24 protein-coding genes are annotated in these 25,568 nt (G+C 62.1%); 7 read left to right on the forward strand and 17 right to left on the reverse strand.

What is annotated here, in order from left to right; genetic code table 11:
* Positions 1-18: 18 nt before the first annotated feature.
* The 13 genes from puhE to bchF all read right to left on the reverse strand — a co-directional run bounded on the left by puhE (position 19) and on the right by bchF (position 14,334).
* Entirely contained in the window at positions 19-822 is an 804-nt protein-coding gene (gene puhE, locus LQ220_RS13180; RefSeq protein ID WP_230188757.1) for a putative photosynthetic complex assembly protein PuhE, read from the reverse strand.
* Positions 819-1,880: a magnesium-protoporphyrin IX monomethyl ester (oxidative) cyclase gene (gene acsF / locus LQ220_RS13185; RefSeq protein ID WP_230188758.1), complete on the reverse strand. Its 1,062-nt coding sequence runs from the start codon at positions 1,878-1,880 to the stop codon at positions 819-821. Before acsF ends, puhE begins: the two co-directional genes overlap by 4 nt.
* Positions 1,877-2,173: a hypothetical protein gene (locus tag LQ220_RS13190; RefSeq protein ID WP_230188759.1), complete on the reverse strand. Its 297-nt coding sequence runs from the start codon at positions 2,171-2,173 to the stop codon at positions 1,877-1,879. Before LQ220_RS13190 ends, acsF begins: the two co-directional genes overlap by 4 nt.
* A complete protein-coding gene (puhC, locus tag LQ220_RS13195) occupies positions 2,170-2,655 on the reverse strand; it encodes a photosynthetic complex assembly protein PuhC (RefSeq protein ID WP_230188760.1) in 486 nt (161 codons plus the stop codon). The genes LQ220_RS13190 and puhC overlap by 4 nt, the downstream gene beginning before the upstream one ends.
* Positions 2,652-3,302 (reverse strand): photosynthetic complex putative assembly protein PuhB, encoded by a 651-nt coding sequence (puhB, locus tag LQ220_RS13200; RefSeq protein WP_230188761.1) that lies wholly within the window; start codon positions 3,300-3,302, stop codon positions 2,652-2,654. Before puhB ends, puhC begins: the two co-directional genes overlap by 4 nt.
* A complete protein-coding gene (gene puhA / locus LQ220_RS13205) occupies positions 3,299-4,075 on the reverse strand; it encodes a photosynthetic reaction center subunit H (RefSeq protein WP_230188762.1) in 777 nt (258 codons plus the stop codon). Before puhA ends, puhB begins: the two co-directional genes overlap by 4 nt.
* Before the next feature lie 24 nt (positions 4,076-4,099).
* A complete protein-coding gene (locus tag LQ220_RS13210) occupies positions 4,100-5,527 on the reverse strand; it encodes a BCD family MFS transporter (protein WP_230188763.1) in 1,428 nt (475 codons plus the stop codon).
* On the reverse strand, positions 5,524-6,210 hold the full coding sequence (bchM, locus tag LQ220_RS13215) for a magnesium protoporphyrin IX methyltransferase (protein WP_230188764.1): 687 nt from the start codon (positions 6,208-6,210) through the stop codon (positions 5,524-5,526). The genes LQ220_RS13210 and bchM overlap by 4 nt, the downstream gene beginning before the upstream one ends.
* Positions 6,210-7,103: a ferredoxin:protochlorophyllide reductase (ATP-dependent) iron-sulfur ATP-binding protein gene (gene bchL / locus LQ220_RS13220; RefSeq protein ID WP_230188765.1), complete on the reverse strand. Its 894-nt coding sequence runs from the start codon at positions 7,101-7,103 to the stop codon at positions 6,210-6,212. Before bchL ends, bchM begins: the two co-directional genes overlap by 1 nt.
* Before the next feature lie 12 nt (positions 7,104-7,115).
* Entirely contained in the window at positions 7,116-10,805 is a 3,690-nt protein-coding gene (locus tag LQ220_RS13225; protein ID WP_230188766.1) for a magnesium chelatase subunit H, read from the reverse strand.
* On the reverse strand, positions 10,795-12,387 hold the full coding sequence (bchB, locus tag LQ220_RS13230) for a ferredoxin:protochlorophyllide reductase (ATP-dependent) subunit B (protein WP_230188767.1): 1,593 nt from the start codon (positions 12,385-12,387) through the stop codon (positions 10,795-10,797). Before bchB ends, LQ220_RS13225 begins: the two co-directional genes overlap by 11 nt.
* A 139-nt stretch (positions 12,388-12,526) precedes the next feature.
* Entirely contained in the window at positions 12,527-13,810 is a 1,284-nt protein-coding gene (locus LQ220_RS13235; protein ID WP_230188768.1) for a ferredoxin:protochlorophyllide reductase (ATP-dependent) subunit N, read from the reverse strand.
* Positions 13,807-14,334 (reverse strand): 2-vinyl bacteriochlorophyllide hydratase, encoded by a 528-nt coding sequence (gene bchF, locus LQ220_RS13240; protein ID WP_230188769.1) that lies wholly within the window; start codon positions 14,332-14,334, stop codon positions 13,807-13,809. The genes LQ220_RS13235 and bchF overlap by 4 nt, the downstream gene beginning before the upstream one ends.
* A 222-nt stretch (positions 14,335-14,556) precedes the next feature.
* Between bchF and LQ220_RS13245 the strand changes: the two genes are divergently transcribed.
* The 7 genes from LQ220_RS13245 to LQ220_RS13275 all read left to right on the forward strand — a co-directional run bounded on the left by LQ220_RS13245 (position 14,557) and on the right by LQ220_RS13275 (position 21,175).
* Positions 14,557-15,453, forward strand: a complete 897-nt coding sequence (locus LQ220_RS13245) for a cobalamin B12-binding domain-containing protein (RefSeq protein ID WP_230188770.1) — start codon at positions 14,557-14,559, stop codon at positions 15,451-15,453.
* Between the two features lie 34 nt (positions 15,454-15,487).
* Positions 15,488-16,909: a transcriptional regulator PpsR gene (gene ppsR, locus LQ220_RS13250; protein WP_230188771.1), complete on the forward strand. Its 1,422-nt coding sequence runs from the start codon at positions 15,488-15,490 to the stop codon at positions 16,907-16,909.
* Positions 16,910-16,986: 77 nt separating this feature from the next.
* Complete coding sequence (chlG, locus tag LQ220_RS13255) at positions 16,987-17,895, forward strand: chlorophyll synthase ChlG (protein ID WP_230188772.1); 909 nt, start codon at positions 16,987-16,989, stop codon at positions 17,893-17,895.
* Positions 17,883-19,232, forward strand: coding sequence for a BCD family MFS transporter (locus tag LQ220_RS13260; protein WP_230188773.1), 1,350 nt, complete (start codon positions 17,883-17,885; stop codon positions 19,230-19,232). Before chlG ends, LQ220_RS13260 begins: the two co-directional genes overlap by 13 nt.
* Complete coding sequence (locus LQ220_RS13265; protein ID WP_230188774.1) at positions 19,229-20,440, forward strand: geranylgeranyl diphosphate reductase; 1,212 nt, start codon at positions 19,229-19,231, stop codon at positions 20,438-20,440. The genes LQ220_RS13260 and LQ220_RS13265 overlap by 4 nt, the downstream gene beginning before the upstream one ends.
* Positions 20,437-20,919, forward strand: a complete 483-nt coding sequence (locus LQ220_RS13270) for a TspO/MBR family protein (RefSeq protein ID WP_230188775.1) — start codon at positions 20,437-20,439, stop codon at positions 20,917-20,919. Before LQ220_RS13265 ends, LQ220_RS13270 begins: the two co-directional genes overlap by 4 nt.
* Before the next feature lie 10 nt (positions 20,920-20,929).
* Positions 20,930-21,175 (forward strand): hypothetical protein, encoded by a 246-nt coding sequence (locus tag LQ220_RS13275; RefSeq protein ID WP_230188776.1) that lies wholly within the window; start codon positions 20,930-20,932, stop codon positions 21,173-21,175.
* Positions 21,176-21,230: 55 nt separating this feature from the next.
* Here the strand turns inward: LQ220_RS13275 and LQ220_RS13280 are convergent, their stop codons facing one another.
* The 4 genes from LQ220_RS13280 to rnd form a co-directional block, all read right to left on the reverse strand.
* Positions 21,231-21,770, reverse strand: a complete 540-nt coding sequence (locus LQ220_RS13280; protein ID WP_230188777.1) for a cytochrome c family protein — start codon at positions 21,768-21,770, stop codon at positions 21,231-21,233.
* Positions 21,771-21,962: 192 nt separating this feature from the next.
* A complete protein-coding gene (htpG, locus tag LQ220_RS13285) occupies positions 21,963-23,849 on the reverse strand; it encodes a molecular chaperone HtpG (protein WP_230188778.1) in 1,887 nt (628 codons plus the stop codon).
* 145 nt (positions 23,850-23,994) lie between these two features.
* The gene (locus tag LQ220_RS13290; protein WP_230188779.1) at positions 23,995-24,288 is read right to left on the reverse strand and encodes an I78 family peptidase inhibitor; all 294 of its coding nucleotides are present in this window, start codon (positions 24,286-24,288) and stop codon (positions 23,995-23,997) included.
* Positions 24,289-24,291: 3 nt separating this feature from the next.
* Positions 24,292-25,533, reverse strand: a complete 1,242-nt coding sequence (gene rnd / locus LQ220_RS13295; RefSeq protein ID WP_230188780.1) for a ribonuclease D — start codon at positions 25,531-25,533, stop codon at positions 24,292-24,294.
* Between the last annotated feature and the right edge of the window lie 35 nt (positions 25,534-25,568).

A 25,568-nucleotide genomic window follows, 5' to 3' on the forward strand; every position in this document is an offset into this window, starting at 1 on the left:
TGCATGCCCTCCGATAGTCTAGTCTGTTATAGCGGTCTTCGCCGCGGTTGTTGCAGTCGTCCTGGAAGACGGAGCCTCCGAAGAAGCCCACGTCCAAAGTTTCGCGTCGCGCAGTGGCAGCACGAGAAACAGATGCTCTATGATGCCCAGCGCTGCAAGACCGAAAAGCAAGGTGGCGGTGACTGCTGCCTCGCCGCCGAACGGCGCGCTTTCCGCAGCAATCCATGCCCATGCGGCAATGGCGCCGGTGCCGATCAGCGAGAAGGGATAAAGTGCGTTCATCCTGCGCTTGCGGAAATAGCTTTTGAGGTAGGCGAGATGCGCGGGGAACACTTCGTCCGACAGGTTCGGCACGCCCAGGAACAGGTTGAACTTGGCACTGAGGCGCAGCAGGAACAGCAGCAGGAAAGTGAGCGGCGCGGACTGATTCGATTGGCCCCAGGTTATCGCGAACAGTGCCAAGGCCGTCAGCGCCAGCGCGATTTCATGGTGCATTACCGTGGCGGCGGCCATGCGGAAGCGCGGCCAGCCTGTCACGCCTTCGGGGAGTGGATCGCGACGCGATCCGGCCACGAAGCCCATCAGGAACCCCATTTCGTGCCAGCCCCAGATGAGGATGGCGGCACCGAAACCGACATAGGCGCCATGCGCGTCCTGCTCTCCGGCGGTGAACCATACGGCGCCAGTTGCCGCCAGCGCCACCAGTCCGGACAGGCGGAAGCTGGTGGCGAAGGTGTGCTGCGGGCGGCTGTCCAGCCACACGACCGCCGCCGTGCCGATGAACCACATCAGGAGCGCGAAGAAGAGCGGGGCTATGCTCACCAGACGGGCGCCAGGCGCACATCGGCGGGCGCTTCGTTGGCGACGACGGGGGTGAGGTAGAGGTTGAGGAAAGCGACGGCCACTTGCGCGGTCAGGGCTGCGCGTTTGATGCCGCCAATGATGCCACCCTGCGCCTTTGCATCGTCGATCTTCGCGGCAAGGATGCGCATCCGTTCCAACCCCCGGCGGAAGCGTGGACCTTCATTGTCGACCACCACCGGGAAAACCTGCCGCGTGATTTCGGATGTCAGCGAGAAGACCTTATGGTCATATTCGGTCGGATCGACACCCAGCGCCTTGTGGAAGGCGGGGCGGTTGTGATCGCGGACGTACATAGTGGCGTACACCGCGACGAGGAAGAAGCGGATCCACAGTTTGTTGATGCCGCTCAGCAGCTTCGGATCGGTGCGCAGCAGGATCGCAAAGGCTTCGCCATGGCGGAACTCGTCATTGCACCATTCTTCGAACCAGTTGAAGATCGGGTGGAAGCGCAGCTCCGGATGGCGGGCGAGGTGGCGGTAGATGGTGATGTACCGCGCATAGCCAATCTTCTCCGACAGATAGGTCGCGTAGAAAATGAACTTGGGACGGAAATAGGTGTATTTCTTGGTCTTGGTCAGGAAGCCCAGATCGATACCGATGCCGGAGTCCTTCAGCGTATCGTTGATGAAGCCGGCATGGCGGCTTTCGTCGCGGCTCATCAGGCGGAAAAGCTGTTTGATGTCGGGGTTCTTCGCACGGCGAGCGATTTCGGCATAAAGGATGCAGCCTGAAAATTCCGACGTCATCGAGCTGACGAGGAAGTCGACAAATTCCTGCCGCACGCCATCGGGCAGGCTCTCGATCACACCGTCGAATGCCTGCGTCCGCTTGAAGTGCAGCTTGTTGGGATCGGCGGCCATTTCCGCGATCAGCTTGTCCCACTCGGTACGCACTGGCGACACGTCGATCCGGTCGATGGCATCGAAATCGGTGGTGTAGAAACGCGGGGCGAGGATCGTGTCCTGCTGGGCGATTTCCATCGCTTCGGCGGCCGCGATGGGGGTGATGGCGTTCATGAGATCCTCCGCGAAGTGAAGCTGACTTCATACAGTTCGGACAGTTCGAAATGCCCCGATACTTTGGTCCACAGCCGTTCGATCAGGCTGGCGCGCTCGACGGTTGCGATGCGGTCGAACACGCGCCGCTCGCCAAAACCGACGCTGATGGGTTCGCCATGGACGCGCACCTTGTCGCCCGGATGCATGGCGATGCCGTCCGCCAACTCCACATGCGCGTGCAGATGCGCGTCGCTATGTTCGACTTCGATGCGACAGGCGGTGTCGAAGCTGGAGCGGCGGAAGGCCATCACTGCGTCTTGCCTGCGTTGGCGAGCAGGATGAGGAACGCGGCGCGATTGTCCGTGCCGAATGCGGTCATTTCGGTGGTGCGCTTGGTCACGGTGTCGGTCAGCGACAATTGGCCGTCTTTCCACAGTGTCAGCGTGAACGGCGGGGTGGAGCCGATGCCGCGCATCATCCGGTCACGAGCAAGGCCGCGCATGACAGCACGGACGAACCCGGTCTTCATGCCCGGCTCTATGACATAAGCCGTCGCGCCGGTGTCGCTGTCCTGAATGACGACGGCACCGTCCTTCCGGTCGATGAAGCGAATGTTGCGGGTCTGGACCGGGGCGATATGTTCGGCTGTCCGCAGTGCGACCGGCGAAGCGACCGGCGGAATGTGGAAGACGCGGACTGCGGTTGTCGCGGTAAGGGCAAAGGCGACAAGCGCCCCTGCGATCATCAGCGTGCCGCGGGGCAGCATCCCTTCATGGCTGTGGGTGGCGCTCATGCGGCTGCTGCCTCTCCATAATGGGGGATCGATGCGGTGGGCGCTTCCACGGTTGACATTGCTCCGCCCGGATTGGCCGCAAGGCAGGTGCGGGCGATTAATGCTGCGACATTGGTGGCGTCGGGAATGGCGCGCAGCATCGGTTGCGGCGTCGAAATCTTCCACGGACGGGCATGGGGCCATAAGGCTGCGTAACCCAGCCGCTGTGCACTGGTGAGGGTGAGCGGCAAGTCGCCCGAACCGTCGGCCCGGACGTTCAAATCCACGCGACCGACCTGACCCAGCGGCAGATTGATGCACTTGGGCAGGGCCATGCCGATGCGCATGACCACGCGGCGATTGGTCAGCGTGTACATCGTCGTGCGGGCGGTTCCCCATGCCAGCAGATGCAATAAGCCGACACCTGCAATCCCCACGACGATCGTCGTCGCCACGCCCATGAAGTGCGTTGGGGATGCGGCGGTGGCGCGGATAGCCTCGACCAAGGCGACCACTGTGAGGACGCCGAAATATCCGGCGATCAGGCGCGTATGGAACGCCGTGCGGGCCAGGATGCGCCAGTCGGGTGCGCCCTGCCACACGATATGCTCGCCTGCGGGCAGGTTGCCGGGAAGGCCGGGGATCGGCTCATTCTCATATTCGCTCACAGCAGTGGCTCCTGACGTTCGCGGGTGGCGTAGAGATAGCCACCACCGAAATAGGCCTGCACGCGTTCTTCTTCGTAGAGCGTGATCGTGTCCGCTGCGTCGATGACCGGCGCGTCGGCGAACTGGCTGGCGAGGAGCGCGTCGATGGTGACGGTGCGCTGGCTCTTGTTGATCATGGCCATCATCATCGGGGCCAGGACATGCTTGCCTGCGATCCCGCCGACTTCGACTTCAAGGTAACGGATCAGGCGGTCGGCCTTGTCGATCCAGATGTCGTGGACCGTTCCGGCAAGCTGGCCGTCGGCACCCAATACCGGCATGCCGCGCGGATCGGGATCGCCTTTGGCGATGGTGAAGCCGGGCGCTGCGCTGATGGGCACGATGCGGGCATGGCCTTCATAATCTACATCGGGGCGCTTGGCGCGGTCGGCCCATGCTGCCGGGCCGATGCCGTCGATCAGCGGGTTGCCGGTGGGGGCAATCGGTGCGCCGCCGAAGCGATCGGTGCGGTAAGCCTTGATATCGAAGGGATCGCGCTTGTTATTGGGGACCGTCACGGTGCCATGACCGAAGGGCATGCGGAACGTCTTGGGGCTGGCAGTCGAGAGGGGGCCGCCGGGGGTGTCGATGCGGCCCGACATTTCGTCCTCCAACGGATAACCTTCGCGTCGGTCCTCCCGGCGGAGATAGAAGACGAGGCCCAGAAAGAAGAGGAAGAACGCATAGAGCGTCAATGATGCAACATCGATTCCTTGGGTGATTTGCGGGTTCATGACCAGTTTCCCTTCCTTGGGCCGTCAGATTGGAAATTCGCTGAGGCCAAAGCGCTGTTGCGCTCCGTCCCATTGCTTGATGGTGGGGCGGGCGAGTGGGCGCAGCACGGCGATGGTGCCGAACAGCATCAGTATCTCGGCGACATAGACGAAGGCGTAGCCGGTGGCGGGGGCGGCAAAGGCGCCGCCCAGTGCACGGTTGACGGCGGCACTGGAAATGATGTCGCGGGCAAAGGCGCCGATGGCGATGGCTAGGCCCACGCACGTCGCCTGCACCGCGCCCCATGCGCCAAGCGCGAGGCCGTTCTTGCCTTCGTTCGATATGGCCATCGCGGCGGTGAGGGTGCCGACCGAGAACATGCCATTGCCAAAGCCGATGAGCATACCGCCGATGGCGAGGATAGCGCCCGATTGCAGCGGAGCCGCCAAAATGACGAGGAGGAAAGCGAAGATGCCAGCGCGTGCGCCGATGCTGGCAAGGCGGTGCGGGTCGCGACCGGTCGAGAGCTTTTGCGCGGCGAGGGAGAAGCCGCCGAGCATACCCATAGCCCACAGGCCGGTCAGCGAAGTGGTGGCGCCGACCGAGAGGCCGAGGATCTGTCCGCCATAGGGCTCCAGGAGCACGTCCTGCATACTGAACGCGGCTGCGCCCAGACCGACGGAGGCCAGCAGGCGCTTTGTCGTGGGGCGGACGATGAACAGCGACCAGACTTCGCGGAAGGTCGGGCGGTTGTCCTGCTCTGCAGTGGCCTGACGGTTGCGGGCTTCCTGCTTCCAGAGAGCGGTCATGTTGAGGATGACCGTCAGCAGCGCCGCACCCTGAATGATCTGGACGAGGCGGGTGGGGGTGAAGTTGCTGAGAAGCTGGCCGATCACCAGCGCGCTGATCATCACGCCGAGGAGCAGCATGACATAGAGCAACGCGACGACGCGGGGGCGGGCCGCTTCGGGCGCGAGATCAGTGGCGAGCGCCAATCCGGCGGTCTGCGTGGTGTGCATTCCCGCGCCGACCATCAGGAAAGCCAGCGCCGCGCCTGCATGGCCGAATACGGCTGGACCATGGCCTTCGCCCGTCATCACCAGCAGCGCGAATGGGAGGATCGCAAAGCCGCCAAATTGCAGCAAGGTGCCAAACCAGATGTAGGGAACCCGCTTCCAGCCTAGCTTTGAGGTATGCGTGTCGGACTTAAAGCCGATGAGCGCGCGTAGTGGTGCGAACACCAAGGGCAGCGACACCATCAGCGCGACGAGCGTCGCCGACGTGCCCAGTTCGACGATCATTACGCGATTGAGGGTGCCTGTCAGCAACACGGCGGCCATGCCCACGGAAACCTGAAACAGCGACAGGCGCAGCAGGCGGCCCAGGGGCAACTCCGCTGTCGCCGCATCGGCGAAGGGCAGGAACTTCATCCCGACCTTGTTCCAGAATGCGTGGGTACGGCTCGTGGTCATAGCGTGACGACCTCCAGGGCGTGACTGGTGTAGAAACCGCCCTGTACCTTCAGGTCACGGCCCAATCGGGTAGTGGGCATGGCGTTGACGATGAGGGTGCGGAGCAGGCGTTCCTTGACGGGCAGGATCGCTGGCGAACGGTCGCCGCGGGGGAAAAGCCGACCCATGCCGAGCGCCGCCATCAGCAAGGGCGTCTGCGGTGCGAAGGTGAAGAGCATTGAGCCGTTGGTGCGTTCCGCCAGCCCCTTCAGCACATCGACGATGTCGAAGGTGGGATAGTGGATCAGCGAGTCCATTGCGACGACATGGTCGAAGGTGCCAAGCGCTGGATCGTGCATGTCGCCCACGCGCCAGTCGATCGACAGCCCTTTTGGCGCGCGGCGCTTGGCGATGTCGACCAGGCTGCCCGCAACGTCGATGGCGACGACATGCGCGCCGCGTTGGGCCGCCTCGACTGCCAGCGCGCCAGTGCCGCAACCCGCGTCGAGCAGGCGCATACCCGTCATGTCGGCTGGGAGCCAGGAAAGCAGCGTGTCGCGCATCCGGTTGCGACCGGCGCGCACCGTGGCGCGGATGCCGCTGACCGGGGCGTCGGATGTGAGCTGTTCCCAGGTCTTGCTCGCCGTGCGGTCGAAATAGGTTTCGAGGCGGCTGCGATAGGAAGCGTAGGTCGCGGTGGCCATTATTCGAACCCCAGAAATTCGAAGATCTCGCGATCCTTCATCGGCTGCGCGTCGAGCGGATCGCAGCCTGCCCACATCTGCGCGGCGAGGCGCTTATATTCGAGGCAGGCGGCATCGACTTCGGGCGTCGAATCCATTTCGAAGAGCGTGCATTTTTTCAGGCGGCTGCGGCGGATCGCGTCGAGATCGGGGAAATGGGCAAGGCGCTTGAGTCCGGTGGCTTCGTTGAAGCGGTCGATCTCGTCAGTGGCGGCGGAGCGGTTGGCGATGACGCCGGCCATGCGCACATCGTAATTCTTCGACTTCGCCTTGATGGCGGCGACGATGCGGTTCATCGCGAAGATGCTGTCGAAATCATTGGCGGCGACGACCACCGCGCGCTCGGCATGTTGCAAGGGGGCCGCAAAGCCGCCGCATACCACATCGCCCAGCACGTCGAAGATTACGACGTCGGTTTCTTCCAACAAGTGATGCTGTTTCAATAGCTTGACGGTCTGTCCGACGACATAGCCTCCGCAGCCGGTGCCAGCGGGCGGGCCACCGGCCTCCACACACATCACGCCGTTGAAACCTTCGAACATATAATCTTCGGGGCGCAATTCTTCGGCGTGAAACTCGACGGTTTCGAGGACGTCGATCACCGTCGGCATCAGCTTTTTGGTCAGCGTGAAGGTCGAGTCATGCTTGGGGTCGCAGCCGATCTGCAGCACGCGCTTGCCAAGCAGCGAGAAGGCAGCGGACAGGTTCGACGAGGTGGTCGACTTGCCGATCCCGCCCTTGCCGTACACCGCGAATACCTTGGCGTTTCCGATGCGGTCGTTGGGATCCATCTGGACCTGAACGCTGCCGTCACCGTCGAGGCGCAGTTTTGAAGGGGGGTCGAGTAATGCCATGTTCTTTTATCCTTACGCCGCGACTTTTTGAGGGACTTGAGCCACGACGCCTTCGAGGCGATCTTCCAGTTCGTCACTGGCGGCATGGAGCGCCGCCAGCGTAGCGGCATCGGGCGTCCAATATTGGCGTTCCGATGCTTCGATCAGGCGGTTGGCGACGCGCGCCGATGCCTTGGGATTGAGGGCCGCGATGCGTTCGCGCATGGCGGCATCCAGCACATAGGTTTCGCTGATCCGCTGATAGACCCAGGGATCGACTTCGCCGGTGGTGGCGGACCAGCCCATCGTCGTGGTCACATGCCCTTCGATCTGGCGGACGCCTTCGTAGCCGTGGCGGAGCAGCCCTTCGGTCCAGACGGGGTTGAGGATGCGGGTGCGGGTTTCGAGTGCGACCTGTTCTTGCAAGCTGCGGACCTTGCCTGCGCCCTGCGTCTGGTCGCCGATGTAGACCGGCGCGGTGGCACCACCCTTGGCACGGGTGACGGCGCGGCTGATGCCGCCCAGCGCATCGACATATTGATCGATGGCAGTGATGCCGAGTTCGACGGATTCGAGGTTCTGATAGGCGCAATCGACAGTCTTGAGCGCGGAAGCGAGGATCGCGGCCTGCCGCGCCGGCGCGCCGGACACGCCATAGGCATAGCCTTTTTGCCGTTCGAAACTGTCGGCCAGTTCGTTGGGATCGGTCCATGCGCCGGTGTCGATCATCAGATTGACGTTGGCGCCATAGGCTCCTTCCGCGTTGGAGAAGACGCGCAGGGCGGCGGTATCGATGTCGCAATCATGTTCGGCCTGATGCGCGAGCGCATGTTTGCGGATGAAGTTCATCTCCAGCGGTTCGTCGGCCTGCGCGGCGAGCAATGCGGCTTGGGCGAGCATCCGGGTTTGGAGCGGCATGAGGTCGCGGAACACGCCGGACAAGGTGGCGATCACATCGATGCGGGGGCGACCGAGTTCGTCAAGCGGGATCAGTTCGGCCCCGGCGAGGCGGGCGTAACCATCGAAGCGGGGGCGGGCACCCATCAGCGCCATGGCTTGCGCGACCTGTGCGCCTTCGCTCTTGAGATTGTCGGTCCCCCACAGGACCATTGCGACGGTCTCGGGCAGATGGCCCGAGTCCGTCATGCTGCGTTCGATCAGGCGCTGCGCCTGTTCCGCGCCATCGCGCACGGCAAAGGCGGAGGGGATACGGAAGGGGTCGAAGCCGTGGATGTTGCGTCCGGTGGGGAGGATATCCGGGGTGCGGAGGATATCGCCGCCGGATACCGGGCGGATATATTTGCCGTTCAGCGCATCGACGATGCCGTCGAGTTCGCCATTGGATGACAGTGCGATGTCGAGTGCGGCGAGTTCCTGCAGCAGCGGTGTGTCGGCAGCGATGGTGCCATCCATCAGGGCGATGACGGTTTCGCGATCCAGCGGGGTTTCGCGTGCGCTGGCTGAAGCGAGCAGCATTTCGATGCGCTCTTCGCGGGTCGCCGCTGCGCCTGCAACATGCAGACCCTGCGGGATGAGTTCGCGCTCGATTTCGTAGAGGCGCGCGGCAAGGGTGGGAATGTCGGTGCCGTCGAGGTCCAGTGCGGTGGCTTGCTCTGCAATGACATCGGCTAGGCCGGTCATGTCGTCGGCATCGTGATCTGCACCGCGCCAGCGATCGACCGAAGCCTTGAGATCGGCCAGCCCCTTATAGACGCCTGCATTGATGAGCGCGGGGGTGAGGTAGCTGATGAGTGTCGCGCCCGACCGACGCTTGGCGAGTACGCCTTCGGACGGATTGTTGGCGGCGTAGAGATAGATGTTGGGCAAGTCGCCGATCAGGCGGTCCGGCCAGCACATCGCGCTGAGGCCCGTCTGCTTGCCGGGCATGAACTCCAGGCTGCCATGCGTGCCGTAATGCAACACGGCATGGGCGCGGAAATCTTCGCGCAGCCAGCGGTAGAAAGCTGCAAAGGCGTGGGTCGGGGCGAAGCGGCCCTGGAACAGCAGCCGCATCGGATCGCCTTCGATGCCGATGGCAGGTTGAATGCCGACGAAGACATTGCCGAAGCGCGCGCCGAGGATCTGCACCGATGTGCTATCGGCCTGCAGCTTGCCGGGGGCCGGACCCCATTCGCGTTCGATATCGGCGAGATAGGTTTCATTGGCGACGATGCTATCCGCGCTGACCCGCGCGTGGACATTGCCATCCGCGCCATAGCGGGCGGCATTGCCGTTGAGGATGGCGTCGCGCAGGGCGTCGACGCTGGCGGGGACATCGACCGTATAGCCTTCGCTGGCGAGGCGGCGCAGCGTGGCGTGGAGGGATTCGAACACGGCGAGGAATTGCGCGCTGCCGACTGCGCCTGCATTGGGCGGGAAGTTGAAGAGGACGATGGCTACGCGGCGCTCGGCGGTTTCGGCGCGGCGCAGTTCGATCATCTTGAGGACGCGACCCGCGAGGGTTTCGGCGCGTTCGCTGCAGGGTTGCATGGCGCGAACATCTCCGCCCGCAGGGAAGACGCAGCCGCGCGTGCAGCCGGTGCAGGGGGTGTCCGATCCGTCCGACCGGCCACCGAAGACCATCGGCACAGTGCCGCCGTCCAGTTCTGGAATGGCGACCATCATCGTGGATTCCAGGGGGAGCAGACCCTGACGGTTCGCGCCCCAGCTTTGCAGCGTCTGGAACTCAACCGGATGCGCGGCGATATAGGGGCGGTCCAGCCGTGCGAGGATATCCTCGGCAGCGGCAGCGTCGTTATAGGCAGGGCCGCCGATCAGGCTGAAACCGGTGAGGTTTATTACGGCATCGACCGTCGCATGACCGTCGCGCATGAACAGCGTTTCGATGGCGGGACGTCCATCCAGACCGCCGGTGAAGGCGGGAATGACATTGAGGCCGCGCGCTTCAAGCGCTGCGATTACGCCGTCGTAATGGCCCGCATCCTTGGCCAGCACATAGGAACGCAGCATCAGGACGCCAACGGCGCCGGTCGCGTTGCGCTTCATCGGCAGGTCGGATGCCAGCTTGCTCATTCGCTGCTTGAGCGCAGGATGATAGACGCCGACATCGGGATATTCGCGCGGGGCTACGGCCTTCATCATCGCCCGCAGCGGCTGGCGCGGCCCGGCGGCATAGCGCCCGATCAGCGCGCGGATCAGGTCGACCACATTGTCGTCCGACCCGGCCAGCCAATATTGCAGCGTTAGGAAGTAAGCCCTTACGTCCTGCGCGGTGCCGGGGATGAAGCGGAGGATCTTGGGCAGGCGGCGCAGCATCGTCATCTGTTTCGCGCCGGAGCTGGCGCCGGGCTTGGACGATCCGCGCAGCTTCTTGAGCAGTGCGAGCGGGCCGCTGGCGGGCTTGTCCATGCGATAATCGCCCAGCCGGGTCAGCTTCACGATTTCGGTGCCGGACATCAGGCCGACCATCGCATCGCAGTCTTCGCGGCGTGCGGTCAGATCGGGGAGGACGGCGTTGATGTGGTCTTCCAGAAACAGCATGGTGCACAGGATGATGTCGCCGCGCGCAATGTCGGCGCGGGCAGCGGCCAGCGTTTCGGGCTTTTCCTCCCAGTCGGCGGCGGCGTGGAAGCCGATGCTGATGTTCTGGCCCGCTGCAGCAAATTGTGCTTCGGCGCGGCGGACGGCACCCGACAGGTGATTGTCCAGCGTGACGATGACGACGCGGACGGGGGGCGTGGGGGAGGAAGCTTCAGCGCGCATAATGGGCCTTCGCATCATAGAGTGTCTCGAGCGTGATAGCGGCGAGACCCTGCTCGGTGGCGAAACGCTCGGTATTCCGACGCGCTTTCCCCCGAACGAAGAACGGGATTTTCAGCAATTCCTTTTCGGCTTCGGCGGACCAAACTCCATTCAAACCGCCGTTCGTCCCGAGCGTAGTCGAGGGACTTTCCGCTGCGCCCGGTATCGGTCCCTCGACTTCGCTCGGGACGAACGGGGAGGGGGTGGCCAGGGCGACACGCCCGTGGCCCAGATGGCTGGCACCCGCGCTGTCGCTAAATTCGAAATCGTCGCGGAACATGGTGAGCAGATGCTCTTCCAGTCCCATGACGAGCGGATGGACCCAGGTGTCGAAGAGGACGTTCGCGCCTTCGAACCCCATTTGCGGGCTGTAGCGCGCGGGAAAATCCTGCACATGGACCGGCGCGGAAATGACGGCGCAGGGGATGCGCAGGCGCTTGGCGATGTGGCGCTCCATCTGTGTGCCGAGTACCAGTTCGGGCTGCAGGGCGGCTATGGCGTCTTCGACTTCCAGATAATCGTCGGTGATGAGTGGTTCGACGCCGTAGAGCTTGGCCGCGTCACGCAGGTCGCGAGCGAATTCGCGGTTGTAGCAGCCGAGGCCGACGACGGTGAAACCCAGTTCGTCGCGCGCTACGCGGGCAGCGGCAATGGCATGGGTGGCGTCGCCGAAGATGAAGACGCGCTTTGCGGTAAGATAGGTCGAATCGACCGAGCGGCTCCACCAGGGGAGGCGGGAGTCATCCAGCGCCAGGGCTGCATCGACGTCTGCGATTGCGGCGACTTCGCGGATGAAATCCTTGGTCGCGCCATAGCCGATGGGGACGGTGCGGACGGTCTTTTGGCCGAAGGTCTTTTCCAGCCAGCGGACGGCAGTATCGCCGATTTCGGGGTAGAGGAGGATGTTGAAATCCGCTTCTCCGATCCGCACGATGTCGGCGGGCGAAGCACTCAGCGGTGCGGTAAGATGGACGTCGATGCCCATGCTGTCGAGCAGGCGCGTGATCTCGATGATGTCGTCGCGATGGCGGAAACCCAGCGCCGTGGGGCCGAGCAGATTGGCGCGTGGGCGACGGTTTTCACGGGGGGCGGGGTGCGCATCCTTGTCGGCCAGTTTGCGTACGATCTGGTAGAAGGTTTCGGCCGCGCCCCAGTTTTCCTTGCGCTGATAACTGGGCAGTTCGAGCGGAATGACCGGAATCGGCAGGCGCATCGCATCGGTGAGCCCCGCCGGATCGTCCTGAATAAGTTCGGCGGTGCAGGACGCGCCGACGATCATCGCTTGCGGTTGATAACGGGCATAGGCTTCGCGGGCTGCTGTCTGGAAGAGTTCGGCAGTGTCCTTGCCGAGGTCGCGCGCCTGAAAGGTTGTGTAGGTGACGGGCGGGCGCTTGCCGCGCCGTTCGATCATCGTGAAGAGGAGGTCGGCATAGGTGTCGCCCTGCGGCGCGTGCAGGACATAATGCAGACCTTCCATCGCGGTGGCGATCCGCATGGCCCCGACATGGGGCGGGCCTTCATATGTCCAGACGGTCAGTTGCATGTTGCACCCGCCTCTGTTCCGTTCGCCCTGAGCCTGTCGAAGGGCTTTCCTTCTCGTTCAGGCAGACGAGTAACAAGGAAGTGAAAGGCTTCGACAAGCTCAGCCCGAACGGAGGAGAGAATGTGCTGAACCATCATCCTCACACCCTCAACACATCGCGGCGGCGCAGAGGTCGTGCGAACAATTCGGCCAGATCGCCTGCCTGATCGAAGCCATGGATGGGCGAGAACACCAGTTCGATGGCCCATTTGGTCGTTAGCCCTTCGGCCTCCAGCGGATTTGCGAGGCCGAGGCCGCAAACGGTGATGTCGGGTTGCGCGGCGCGTACGCGATCAAGCTGACGATCAACATCCTGACCTTCGCTGATAACCGTGGTGCTGGGCAGCAGCGCTAGATCCTGCGCCAGATGGCGGCGGTGGAGGTAGGGCGTGCCGACTTCGATCGGCACCATGCCAAGTTCCTGGCTCAGGAAGCGCGCGAGCGGTACTTCGAGTTGTGAGTCGGGCATGAAGAAGATGCTCTTGCCTGCCAGCTGTTCGCGGCAATGTTCGATGGCGCGCTTGGCGCGTTCGCGGCCCGGCGCGATGACACTGCGGAAATGCATTTCGTCGATGCCGAAGGCTTGTGCGGCGGCGTGGAGCCAGCTTGTCGTGCCTTCCGCGCCGAAGGGGAACATCGCATCGAGCCGTTGCGCGCCGCGATCTTCAAGCGAACGGGCGGTTTCGCCAAGGAACGGCTGTGCCAGCAGATAGCGGGTATTGGGTCCAACCGGGGGCAGATCGGCGGATTTCCGCGCAGGCAGGCAATGGACGGGGGCGATGCCGAGCTGCGCGAAGATGCGCAGGAATTGATCCTCGACCACATCGGGCAACGCACCGACGATCATTAAGGCAGGCGCGGCATTGGCCGGTTCTGCGGGAAGCTCCGGCACCAGTGAGGCGAGGCAGGCGTCTTCGCCTTCGGTGAAGGTGGTTTCGATGCCGCTGCCCGAATAATTGAGGATGCGGACGTTCGGGCTATGCTTGCCGGACAGGCGCTGCGCGGCGCGCGAGAGGTCCAGCTTGATGACTTCCGACGGGCAGGAGCCGACGAGGAACAGCATCCTGATATCGGGGCGGCGCGTCAGCAAGCGGTCGACGACGCGGTCCAGTTCCTCGTTGCAATCGGCCATCCCGGCCAGATCGCGTTCCTCAATGATCGCCGTGCCGAAACGCGGTTCGGCGAACACCATCACCCCTGCCGCCGATTGCAACAGGTGCGCGCAGGTTCGTGATCCGACTACGAGGAAGAAGGCATCCTGAATCTTGCGATGCAGCCAGATTATGCCGGTGAGACCACAGAACACTTCTCGTTGTCCCCGCTGGCGCAGGACGGGCACGCAATCGGTGCTGGCTGGGACAGCGGCAGGAAGCGCGGGGGTCATGCGGTCACCATCGCGGCGTTACCGGCGTCGCGCGCGCTTTGCAGGCGGGCGGCGCGCAGTTTCAGGATGAACTGCGTCGCGTTGATGGCGTAGGTGGCATAAGCGGCAAGCGCGATCAGCATCCGCTCACGCTCCGTCCCCCAATCGAGGAAAAGCGCGGTGAGATACGCCGTGTGCAGCGCCAGCACGAACATGCTGAAAAAGTCTTCCCACCAGAACGCCTCTGCGAACAGCCACTTGTCGAAGACGATCTTCTCCCAGATGCAGCCAGTGATCATGATGGTGTAGAGCGCGATAGTCTTGACCACGATGGAGAGCGTGGCAGCGCTGGCACCTGCGCCGGTGGAAAGGTAGCGCAGGACCAGCGCCAGGCTAACGAGGAAAATCAGGAACTGGACGGGAGCCAATGTCCCCTGCACTAGCGTCCAGCGGGACTCGTCCCGGCGGCGGCGCTGTTCGGGCGTGTAGAGCGGGACGATGGTACGCTCCGTCTGCCTTTCCAGTGATGGGGTGTCCGACCGCATCCGTTCCCGCCTCTGCTTTCGTTATGGCAGAAGAGTAGGTCAGCGTCGTGTAAAGTGTCAACTAAATTAGACATCCAAAAATATTTACACATGCTGCGGTGCGGCATCGTTCCTTGTTGTCAAGTTCGCTTAACAGGCATACCATTCGAGTCGGCAGGGGAGCCAGACGGGCAACTCGAGCTTGCAGCCAACAAGGCTGTCGCCTGGCTAGGAGAGTCCGGGATGTCGTCGATGCTTGGTTTGGCAAGGTCATCGCAACCCGCTAACCGCGGTGACTTCCAGCGACGTATAGACAGCGCACAAAGCCTTCCGGCCTTTCAGGTCCGCCTGGGTCACGACCATGACTTTTCCATTACGAAGCTGATCGAGGGCGAAATAATTCCGCGGTTGCTCGTCGCCCATGCAACCGATGCGCCTCCCCTGGTTTCGGTCGATGGCATGGACACCATCACGCAGGATGAAGTTGAAGCGTTTGCGCCGCTTTCCCTGCGCGTGGAGGCAGCCGATCTGCTGGATCGCGTCGAAGCGATCCTCGCTCGTGGCGTGTCAGTGGAAACGCTGATGGTCGATCTTCTGGCCCCGACGGCGCGGTTGCTGGGCGAATATTGGAAGCGCGACGAATGTGATTTCGTTGAAGTAACAATGGGTTTGTGGCGGCTGCAGGAAATTGTCCACGAAATCTCCGCACGAACGCCCGCTGCCCGTCAATGTGCCGCCGGAGGGCGCCGCGCGTTGATCGCGTCGATGCCCGGTGACAAGCATAGCTTCGGCGCGCTGCTGCTGGACGAAATGTTTATCCGCGACTCTTGGATAACCGACCGGTTAAGCGAGGTGACCACTGCGGAACTGTTGGGCCGGGTAAGCGAGGAATGGTTCGATTTTGTCGGATTGACGATTGGCTATGATTACCATATCGGAGCGCTGCCCACGACCATAAAGGGGCTTCGGAGCGTATCTCGCAATCCGCGGTTGTGCATAATGGTTGGAGGGCCCACGTTCGTTAATAATCCTGACCTCGCGGCACAAGTGGGTGCTGACGGTACTGCCCCTGATGCAAAGCTGGCGGTCAAGCTGGCGGGGAAATTGGTTGCTACCCATGAAAGGGAGGCAACTTACTGAGTTAGTTGTCTTTCGGGAGCTAAGCACCGCGTCGATGAACAGGCACAATCCTAACGCCCTGACGAGTGCATTTGCGTTCCCCGATGCGCTGTCTGGGATGTTGTCGGGCGATGTCACGTCTGCATTGCTTGCATCGGTGGGCGATGTGGCCTTTGTGCTGGACGATAAGGGCGTCATTCTCGACGTTGCCGTCTCCAATCCCGAATTGCTGCGATATGGCTTCGCCGGTTGGGTGGGGAAGGCATGGATCGATACCGTCAGTAGCGAAAGCCGGGAAAAGATCGCCGAATTGCTGACGCACGGCCATGCGATGCAGTGGCGGCAAGTCAATCATCCGACGGGCGCAGGCGAAATTCCGGTGCGGTATATGCTGTCCGGCACCGGCACAGGTGGGCGCTCCATCGCAATCGGTCGCGATATGTTGAGCGCGGCGGCTATCCAGCAGCGCTTGCTCCAGACGCAGCAATCGCTCGAACGCGATTATGTGCGGCTGCGTCAGGCCGAAGCGCGCTATCGCTTGCTGTTCGATATGGCATCCGAACCTGTGTTGATCGTCGATGCAGGCACGCGACGGATTACCGAAGCTAATCCTGCCGCCGAGCGCCTTTTGGGTGTGAAGGAAGGCGGACTGTCCAATCAGCCTGTCAGCAGTATATTGGATGCCGCAGACCGCGAAGCCTTTATCGCGCATCTGGGCGCTGCAGGTGTCGTCGATGACGTTGCGCCCGTGATGGGCCATCTGGCCAACAGCATGATCGAAGCGCAATTTTCCGCGCGGCTTTTCCGGCAGGGCCGCACCGCACTTGTGCTGGTGCGCATCGAAGTGGTCGATGGCGCACGGGAGCCGACCAAGCAGGATGCGATATTGGGCAATATCGTCGAGCGGATGCCCGATGCGTTCGTTTTGGCGGATGGCGATCTCAACATTCTGACCGCCAACGAAGCATTCGTCGAATTGAGCGAAATGCCAGTGGCGGACCGGGTGGCGGGCGAAAATCTGGGTTCTTGGCTGGGGCGTCCCGGAATCGATCTCGACCTGATCGTCAACCAATTGCGCGAACATGGATCGGTGCGCAATGTTGCAACGATTGTGCGCGGTTCGGCAGGCGGACAGGAAGAAGTCGAAGTGTCGGGCGTGATGGCGCCGATGGACGATGGCATTTGCTTTGGCTTCACGATCCGCAATGTCGGGCGCCGTGTACGGACATTGGCGCCGGTCGAGCGGGACTTGCCGCGCTCGGTCGATCAGCTCACCGAACTGGTCGGGCGGATGCCGCTTAAGGACATCGTGCGTGAAAGTACCGATCTGATCGAGCGTCTGTGTATCGAGGCGGCATTGACGTTCACCTCCGACAATCGGGCTTCTGCTGCGGAAATATTGGGGCTTAGCCGCCAGAGTCTCTACTCGAAATTGCACCGGCATGGGCTGGGCAATCTGGTACCTGCCAGCAACTGATCCGCTGCGCGTCGTTTTCGATGTTATGAGTGTCAATTCTGTTTGACGACATGGTATGTCAGGCATAGCTTGCACATATGGCGCAGACACTCCCCACCGCCTCGGCGACACCCATTCCGGCCCCACGTGATGTGCTGGAATTGCTCAAACCTATCACCTGGTTTCCGCCGATCTGGGCGTTTATGTGCGGCGTCGTCTCCTCCGGCGCGCCCATATCCGAACGCTGGCCGTTCTTTTGCGCCGGGATTTTGCTGACAGGACCGCTGGTGTGCGGGACCAGCCAAGCGGTGAACGACTGGTTCGACCGGCATGTCGATGCGATCAATGAGCCGAAGCGGCCGATCCCTTCGGGGCGGATTGCTGGCAACTGGGGTCTGCGGATCGCCATCATCGGCTCGCTGCTGTCGCTGATCGTGGCATGGGCGACCGGGCCGTGGGTGTTCGCGGCGACATGTCTGGGTGTCCAGTGCGCCTGGGCCTATAGCGCGCCCCCTGCGCGACTTAAGGTAAGCGGCATCTGGGGACCGGCGGTGGTGGCGCTCACCTATGAAGGGCTGACATGGTTTACGGGGGCCGCGGTCATGGCGGGTTCCTTGCCCTCGGTGCCGGTGCTCATCGTTCTGACGCTGTATAGCGCAGGGGCGTTCGGCATCATGACGCTAAACGATTTCAAAGCAGTAGAGGGCGATCGTGCTATGGGCATACGGTCGTTGCCGGCTGTTATGGGAGTGGACCCGGCGGCGCGGCTGGCCTGCATCATCATGGCCGCGCCGCAAGTGATCGTCGTGGCGCTGCTGGCGCAATGGGGACATGCGGTCGTTGCCGCTATCGTGGCGGCGTTGCTGGTGGGGCAATTGGGGCTGATGATCCGCCTGCTGCGCGATCCGCTCAAGCACACGCCGTGGTATAATGCCACCGGCACGACGCTTTATGTATTTGGCATGTTGGCGTCGGCTTTTGGTCTCGGCGGAGCATGGGGGCTGTGAAGGTCGTGCAGCCCGCACCTCCGCTCGGCTGGGTTGGCATCGTCCGCATGGGGCTGGTGCAAAGTGCCATTGGCGCCATCGTGATGTTGGCGACATCGCTGCTCAATCGCGTGATGGTGGTCGAATATGCGCTGCCCGCTGCGCTGCCTGCAGGGCTTGTAGCGTGGCATTATGCCGTCCAATTGTCGCGCCCGGCATGGGGCCATAAGTCCGACAAGGGGCGTCAGCGGACGCCATGGATCATCGGCGGTATGGGAATGTTGGCGCTTGGCGCCTTGCTGGCGGTGGATGCGCTGACGCTGCTCACCGACCGACAGGTGTCGGGTTATTTGCTGATGGTCGTGGCATTTTCGATGATCGGCGCGGGTGTCGGCGCGGCAGGGACTTCACTGCTGGCGCTGCTGGCCACGCGCGTTGCGCCTGAACGGAGGGCCGCGGCGGCATCGATCACCTGGATCATGATGATTTCCGGCATCGTTATCACGGCGGGGGTCGCTGGCAGCCTCCTTGACCCCTTCTCGCTACCTCGCCTTGCGATGGTTTCGGGTGGTGTAGCGCTGTCGGCCTTTCTGCTGTCGATCATTGCGATCTGGGGTATCGAAGGCGAAGCTGCACCCGTCGCGCGACGTCGCGATGCGCCCGCGCCCGATTTCCGCGCTGCCATTGCAGACATTCTGGCGGATGACGATGCCCGCCGGTTCACGCTGTTCATTTTCCTCTCGATGTTGGCCTATTCGATGCAGGATCTGATCCTGGAACCCTTTGCGGGCCTCTTGTTCGCCATGACGCCCGGGCAATCGACTCAGCTATCGGGTGTGCAGCATGGTGGCGTGTTGGCGGGTATGATCCTTGTCGGTGTCGGCGGCAGCTATTTCGGGCGTTCGCCCGCGGCGCTCCGCTTGTGGATTTTCGCCGGATGCCTTGGATCGGCGATGGCGCTGCTCGGCCTCTCCATTGCGGCGCGGGTGGGCGAGGGCTGGCCGCTCGCCGCGAATGTCGCGTTTCTGGGCTTTGCCAACGGAATGTTTGCGGTCGCTGCGATCGGCACGATGATGGCCTTGGCGGGTGCAGGTGGCGGCGCAGATACTGGCCCGCGCGAAGGCGTGCGCATGGGCGTGTGGGGCGCTGCACAGGCCATAGCCTTTGGTCTGGGCGGATTGACCGGCGCAGTCGGCGTCGATGTCGCCCGCGCTTTGGGCGGATCGACCGAGCGCGCGTTCACGATGGTGTTCGGAGTGGAGGCGATGCTGTTCCTCGGCGCTGCATGGTTGGCGCTCCACGTCGCGCGCCCGTCGCGCCCGGCAATCACACAGCTTGCAGGAAAGTTGGCGACATGACCCATATGCGCGAATATGACGTGGTGGTGATCGGTGGCGGACCTTCGGGTGCCACCGCAGCAGACGATCTGGCGCGGGCAGGGCGCAGTGTGGCGCTGCTCGACAAGGCAGGGCGGATCAAACCTTGCGGCGGCGCTATCCCACCGCGGCTGATCCGCGATTTCGATATTCCCGATCACCTGTTGGTGGCCCACGCAACGTCCGCCCGGATGATCGCCCCCTCTGATACCGCAGTCGATATGCCCGTAGGCAACGGCTTCGTCGGGATGGTCGATCGCGATATATTCGACGAATGGCTGCGGGCTCGCGCGGTTGCAAACGGCGCAGAGAGGCGCACAGGTACATTCGATCGGATAGAGCGCGATGCCGATGGCCGCATCAGTGTGATCTATACTGAGCGGCGCGGCGGCCGCGAATTGCGCTTGCATACGCGCAGCGTCATCGGCGCAGATGGCGCAAGGTCCGGCGTGGCGCGTGCCGAATTGGCAGGGGCTGCCCGCAATCCATGTGTCTTTGCCTATCACGAAGTCATACTGGCACCGCAAGCCGCACTGGCCGCTGCCGCCGATTTCGATGGGGGGCGCTGCGACATATTCTATCAGGGGCATTTGTCTCCGGATTTTTATGCGTGGGTATTCCCGCATGGTGACACGGCCAGCATCGGCGTAGGCAGCGCGAATAAAGGCTTCGATCTGCGCGATGCAGTGGCGCGGTTGCGGCAGCAGACCGGGCTGGACGCGTGCGAAACCATACGCTGCGAAGGTGCGCCGATACCGCTCAAGCCGCTCAAGCGCTGGGACAATGGCCGCGATCTGGTGGTGACGGGCGATGCAGCCGGTGTCGTCGCACCTGCATCGGGCGAAGGCATTTATTATGCGATGTTCGGCGGCCGTTGCGCCGCGCAAGCCATCGACGCGTTCCTCAGCACGGGCCGCGCGGCTGCGTTAAAACAGGCGCGCAAAACCTTCATGCGTAAGCATGGGCGGGTCTTCTGGATTCTGGGGATCATGCAGTATTTCTGGTATAGCAGCGACAAGCGGCGTGATAGCTTCGTCAAAATCTGCAAGGATCCCGATGTGCAGCAACTGACCTGGGATGCGTATATGAACAAGGAACTGGTCCGCAAAAGGCCGATGGCGCATATGCGCATTTTCCTAAACGATATGCGGCATTTGCTCGGGCTGGGATCGGCCTCCGCTTCGCGATGATCCGCGCCTGGCTGTTTCCGATCCTGATTGCCGCGTGCATTGCCATCGCTGTGGCTGCTTTAGGCGCGACGATCACAGACATCGGCCCCTGGTATCGTAGTTTGGTCATGCCCCGGTGGGCGCCACCGGATGCGGCATATGGAATTGGCTGGACGATCATCTATTCGCTGACTGCGCTTGCAGCGGTCACGGGATGGCATGCGACACGTACGCGGGACGAAGCCGACAAGTTGATCGGCCTGTTCGCGTTGAACGGCTTTCTCAATATCTTGTGGAGCCTGTTGTTCTTCCGGCTACATCGTCCCGATTGGGCACTGTTCGAAGTGATGCTGCTGTGGCTGTCGGTTGGATCGCTGATCCTGTTTACCTGGCCGCGATCGATGGCCGCAGCGTTGTTGCTTGTGCCTTATATCTGCTGGGTGACGTTTGCGGGCTATCTCAACATGACGATCGTGCGGCTGAACGGGCCGTTCGGATGATCGCTGCGCGGTGAAAGAGCTGTTTGCGAGCGGCCATGCCGTAGATATCGTTCTTTTCATCATCGTTATCGAGGGGATATGGCTCGTGGCCCGGAGCGGCTGGGATGTGTCCAGCGCAATACTGCGCCTTGCACCGGGCGTGCTGATGCTGCTGGCGGTGCGTTTCGCCCTGACCGACATGCCGTGGTACTGGGTTTCCGCTGCGTTGCTGCTCTCTTTTCCCGTTCACCTTGCCGATCTGCGTCGGCGGAGATGAACACAAAAAAGCCCGGCATCACTACCGGGCTTTCCGTAAAATGGGTGTGTCTGGCTTAATTGGCGGCCAGATAGGCAATAACATCTGCGCGCTTTTGCGGATCGCTGAAACCCGCGAAAGCCATCTTCGTGCCCGGAACTACGCGCTGGGGATTTTCCAGATACTGGAACAGCTTTTCTTTGCTCCAGGTAATACCGCTATCCTTATTGGCGGGCGTATAATTGAATCCGGCAATCGACCCGGCGGCCCGACCGACGACACCGTGGAGAGATGGCCCGATCTTGTTCACGCCCTCTTCGATAGCATGGCAGGTTTTGCAGGTGGCGAAGTCCTTTTCCCCCTTGGCAGCGTCGCCAGTGAAATCAGCGAACTTCGCTCCGCTGAGCGTATCGACATTGCTGGCATCCGGTTTCCCGGCTGCTGCAGGCGCGGCAGTTGGTGCAGCCGTATTGGCGGCGGGTGCAGCGGTTTCCGTCGGCGCGGTTTGTGCCGTTTCGGACGTGCTGCTTTTTTCCGAACATGCGGTCAAGGCAAGGGCCGAGACGGCCAAGCCCAGCGACATGCGGCCAAATCCTTTCGAAGAAATACGCTGCATTCCCTAGCTCCTATCACGAATTATATCGCGTTATGCGGACAACGCTCGATTACGACTCTCGAACCTGTCAATTGTTCCTTACACCGCATTGTCATGGTTGGGAATGCGACAGACAAGAGAGTTTGACATATGTCGCGTCAAGCAAGCTAGGGCGCACAGGCCGCGTATTTTCTCCAGCGAGGCGCTTGAGGTCTATTCGACAGCTCGGCTCATGAGTCGATCCAGCCGCTCCGCAAAGGCCTGTGCATCCCGAGGCTGCTCTCCGTCCGCGATTCGGGCCTGATCCAGCAGCAGATGGGCTAGGTCCGCCTTAAGCACATCTCCATCGTCAATTGCCGCCAGTTTGCGGATAAGTGCATGACCGGCATTGAGCTCCAGGACGGGAAGGGCGGTCTGCGTCAGTTGCCCAGCGCTGGCGAGCAGTTTCTCAAGATGCCGGTCCATGCCGCTCTCGGGTGCGACAAGGCACACGGCGCTGGTGGTGAGCCGCTCGGATGCGCGCACATCTGACACGGCGCCTTCCAATGCCGTCTTGGCGAAGGTAAGGAAGTCATTCACCGCCCCGCTGTCTGCCGGGACGGGCTTTTCCGCATCGTCGCCCAAGGGGATCAGACTGAGGTCCGCTGCGCCCTGCGTCACCGACTTGAAGGGCTTGCCTTCATGATCGACGCCCATTGTGGTCCAGAAATTGTCGACCTGATCGGGGAGGAGCAGCACTTCTATTCCACGCGCGCGGAACCCTTCGATCTGCGGCGAAGTGGCCAGCCGGTCGAGATCGCTGCCGGTCGCATAATAGATGGCAGTCTGATTGTCCTTTATGTCCGCGACATAGTCCTTGAGCGACCGCCAGCCGTCTCCCGATGTCGTGGTCTTGAAGCGGGCAAGGGAGAGGAGAGCGTCGCGCCGCTCGAAATCCTCGTACAACCCTTCCTTGATGACCGCGCCGAACGTCTCCCAGAGCTTGAGATAGGCGTCTGCGTCGCTGTCGGCGAGCTTCTGCAGTTCGGTCAGCACGCGGCCGGCCACGCCTTTCTGGATCGCCGCCAGCACGGGGCTGTCCTGAATCATCTCGCGCGACATGTTGAGGGGCAGATCGGAAGAATCGACAAGGCCTCTCACGAACCGCAGGTAACGGGGCAGGATTTGCGCTTCGTCGGTGATGAACACCCGGCGCACATAGAGCTTGATATGGCCCTTGCGATCCGGATCGAACAGGTCGAATGGTTTGTTTTCGGGGATGAAGATCAGGACGGAATATTCATAGCGTCCCTCCGCGCGATAATGAATGGTCAGGGCGGGGGCGTCATATTGGCCCGCCACGCTGCGGTAGAAATCTTTATAGTCCTCTTCGCTGATTTCCGACTTTGGCTTCAGCCAGAGCGCCGCGCCGTCTGCGATGGATGCACCTTCCGCATCGGACTTTTCGAACAAGGTGATGGGCACCGGCACATGGCCTGACTGCGCCTTGACGATCCGTTCGACGGTGTGGCGTTCAGCATAGGATTTGGCATCGTCCAGAAGGTGGAGGACAACGCGCGTACCCCGTGCCGGAGTGTCCGCCAGATCGGCTGGTGCGATAGTGTAGGTGCCCTGGCCGTCCGAACTCCAGCGTGCGGCCTCATCCGTGCCTGCGCGCCGGGAGAAAACCTCTACCTCGCGCGCCACCATGAAGGCAGAGTAGAAACCGACACCGAATTGTCCGATTAGCTGCGAGCCTTCCTTGCCAGCGTCGCCCGCGATCCGGTCCATGAACGCCTTGGTCCCAGAGCGGGCGATGGTTCCCAGCGTCTCGCCCATGTCGGCGGCGGTCATGCCGATGCCGTTGTCCTCGATGATAAGGCGGCCCTGATCGGCGTCCAGAATGAGCGCAATGCGCGGCTGCGGATCGTCGCCCAGCAGGGAAGGATTGGCAATTCCCTCATAGCGCAGCTTCTCGCAGGCATCCGCGGCGTTGGAGATCAACTCGCGCAGGAAGACGTCCCGATCAGAATAAACGGAATGAACCATCATGTGGAGCAGCTTCGATACGTCCGCTTCGAATGCGTGGGTCTCAGTGGCTCCTGCGGTAGTGGCGGTCATGATTTATCCTCTTGCAGTATCGAACGGCGGGGAAATGGCAGCGCAGTTTCCGTTTTACAAGATGAACGGATGCAAGCGTTTGGAGAGCGCCTGCTAAGCGGTTAGCGCACCTGCTGATTGGATATGGAGCAGGTTCAGGCTATCCTCAACCGCACCGCGCCGAGGTGACCAACATCGCCTCATCGTAGCTCACTGTCAGGCGGTCTTCGCGATAGTCCATCGTCATGGCCATACCGGGGGCACCCCAACGCATGGTGCGGGCTCTGGACGTTTTCATGGCTTCTGCGCCGAGTTCGGCGGAAGCCCTCTGGCCGATGAAGCGATCAAGGCCTTCGTTTGTGCAGGTAGTGCTGCCGCTTGCAACCTGAGGCGTCATGGGGGCGGTCATGCAGGCCGTCGGAGCCAATGCCATCAGGATCAGAAGAGCTTTACTGCGCATCGTTCAATCCTCTTCGGTCGGGGGCTCGGACAGGACGGCCTGAGGTGTGGCCAGTTCGGTTGGCGGCGTTTCTACCGAGGCGAGGGTGCGAGTCATTTTTAGCCGGCCGTTCTTCACCGCAAACGCAACGCGCCCTTCAACCAGATCGACAGCATCGCGGCCGAATTGCTCGTAGCGCCAGCCTTCCAAAATGGAGAGCCCGTCGCGTTCGCCCGCAGCCAGTGCATCCAGATCGTCCGTTCGCGCCAGCAGGCGAGAAGCGACGTTGATCTCGCGCGAGCGAATCTTGAGCAGCAGCTTGAGCAGATCGGCGACCAGCGCACCGTCTTTGCCGAGACCCGGCTTTTTGGGATCGCGTTCGGGCATCTCGTCGCGGTCGAGCGGCTTGGCATTGGCCAGCGCCTGCATCATGCGGGTGCCGATGTCGTTGTTCTTCCAGCCCGCAGATAGTCCGCGCACCTTGACCAAATCGTCCTGACTGCGTGGGGGATGCGAGGCGATGTCGGCCAGCGTCTCATCCTTGACGATGCGGCCGCGGGGCAGGTTCTTGTCCTGCGCTTCGATCTCTCGCCACGCGGCAAGCGCCTTGAGACGACCCAGTACGTCGGCCTTGCGGCTGGCGATGCGAACGCGCTTCCAGGATTCGGACGGCTCATTCACATAGTTGGAGGGGTCGCTGATCCGCTCCATTTCCTGATCGAGCCAGCCGCCGCGCCCGGTCTTTTTCAGGTCCGCCAGCATCATTGGAAAAATCTGAATGAGGTAGGTGACGTCGCCGATGGCGTAGTCGATCTGCCGCTTGTCGAGCGGGCGGCGTGCCCAGTCGGTGAAGCGGGCGCCCTTGTCGAGCGTGATGCCGAGCCATGCATCGACCAGATTGCCGTAACCGATCTGTTCGCCCAGACCCAACGCCATGGCCGCTATCTGCGTATCGAACATGGGATAGGGCGTCTTGCCGGTCATGTTGTGAATGATTTCCAGATCCTGCCCGCCGGCATGGAAAATCTTCAGTACGTCCTGATTGTCGACCATGAGGTCGAGCAATGGGGTCATGTCGAGGCCGGGAGCCTTTGGGTCGATCGCGGCGGCCTCATGCGGGTCGGCGACTTGCAGCAGGCACAGGTCGGGCCAATAGCTGTTTTCGCGCATGAACTCCGTATCGACGGCGATATAGGGCGATTTGGCGATGCGTTCACAAAATTCGGCGAGGGTCTTACTGTCGCTTATCAGCGGATGAATTTGCATATGGTCTTCGATCTTATTATGGGCTGGCCCGCTCC

Origin of the sequence: Sphingobium sp. CECT 9361, from assembly GCF_918741285.1 — a bacterium.
Taxonomy (GTDB): domain Bacteria; phylum Pseudomonadota; class Alphaproteobacteria; order Sphingomonadales; family Sphingomonadaceae; genus Sphingobium.

Excerpts from the sequence above, each read along its gene's own strand:
- acsF (WP_230188758.1), bottom strand. The coding sequence starts at position 1,880 with ATGAACGCCATCACCCCCATCGCGGCCGCCGAAGCGATGGAAATCGCC.
- puhC (WP_230188760.1), bottom strand. The coding sequence starts at position 2,655 with ATGAGCGCCACCCACAGCCATGAAGGGATGCTGCCCCGCGGCACGCTG.
- puhA (WP_230188762.1), bottom strand. The coding sequence starts at position 4,075 with ATGAACCCGCAAATCACCCAAGGAATCGATGTTGCATCATTGACGCTC.
- LQ220_RS13210 (WP_230188763.1), bottom strand. The coding sequence starts at position 5,527 with ATGACCACGAGCCGTACCCACGCATTCTGGAACAAGGTCGGGATGAAG.
- bchM (WP_230188764.1), bottom strand. The coding sequence starts at position 6,210 with ATGGCCACCGCGACCTACGCTTCCTATCGCAGCCGCCTCGAAACCTAT.
- bchL (WP_230188765.1), bottom strand. The coding sequence starts at position 7,103 with ATGGCATTACTCGACCCCCCTTCAAAACTGCGCCTCGACGGTGACGGC.
- LQ220_RS13225 (WP_230188766.1), bottom strand. The coding sequence starts at position 10,805 with ATGCGCGCTGAAGCTTCCTCCCCCACGCCCCCCGTCCGCGTCGTCATC.
- bchB (WP_230188767.1), bottom strand. The coding sequence starts at position 12,387 with ATGCAACTGACCGTCTGGACATATGAAGGCCCGCCCCATGTCGGGGCC.
- LQ220_RS13235 (WP_230188768.1), bottom strand. The coding sequence starts at position 13,810 with ATGACCCCCGCGCTTCCTGCCGCTGTCCCAGCCAGCACCGATTGCGTG.
- bchF (WP_230188769.1), bottom strand. The coding sequence starts at position 14,334 with ATGCGGTCGGACACCCCATCACTGGAAAGGCAGACGGAGCGTACCATC.
- LQ220_RS13245 (WP_230188770.1), top strand. The coding sequence starts at position 14,557 with ATGTCGTCGATGCTTGGTTTGGCAAGGTCATCGCAACCCGCTAACCGC.
- ppsR (WP_230188771.1), top strand. The coding sequence starts at position 15,488 with ATGAACAGGCACAATCCTAACGCCCTGACGAGTGCATTTGCGTTCCCC.
- chlG (WP_230188772.1), top strand. The coding sequence starts at position 16,987 with ATGGCGCAGACACTCCCCACCGCCTCGGCGACACCCATTCCGGCCCCA.
- LQ220_RS13260 (WP_230188773.1), top strand. The coding sequence starts at position 17,883 with ATGGGGGCTGTGAAGGTCGTGCAGCCCGCACCTCCGCTCGGCTGGGTT.
- LQ220_RS13265 (WP_230188774.1), top strand. The coding sequence starts at position 19,229 with ATGACCCATATGCGCGAATATGACGTGGTGGTGATCGGTGGCGGACCT.
- LQ220_RS13270 (WP_230188775.1), top strand. The coding sequence starts at position 20,437 with ATGATCCGCGCCTGGCTGTTTCCGATCCTGATTGCCGCGTGCATTGCC.
- LQ220_RS13280 (WP_230188777.1), bottom strand. The coding sequence starts at position 21,770 with ATGCAGCGTATTTCTTCGAAAGGATTTGGCCGCATGTCGCTGGGCTTG.
- htpG (WP_230188778.1), bottom strand. The coding sequence starts at position 23,849 with ATGACCGCCACTACCGCAGGAGCCACTGAGACCCACGCATTCGAAGCG.
- LQ220_RS13290 (WP_230188779.1), bottom strand. The coding sequence starts at position 24,288 with ATGCGCAGTAAAGCTCTTCTGATCCTGATGGCATTGGCTCCGACGGCC.
- rnd (WP_230188780.1), bottom strand. The coding sequence starts at position 25,533 with ATGCAAATTCATCCGCTGATAAGCGACAGTAAGACCCTCGCCGAATTT.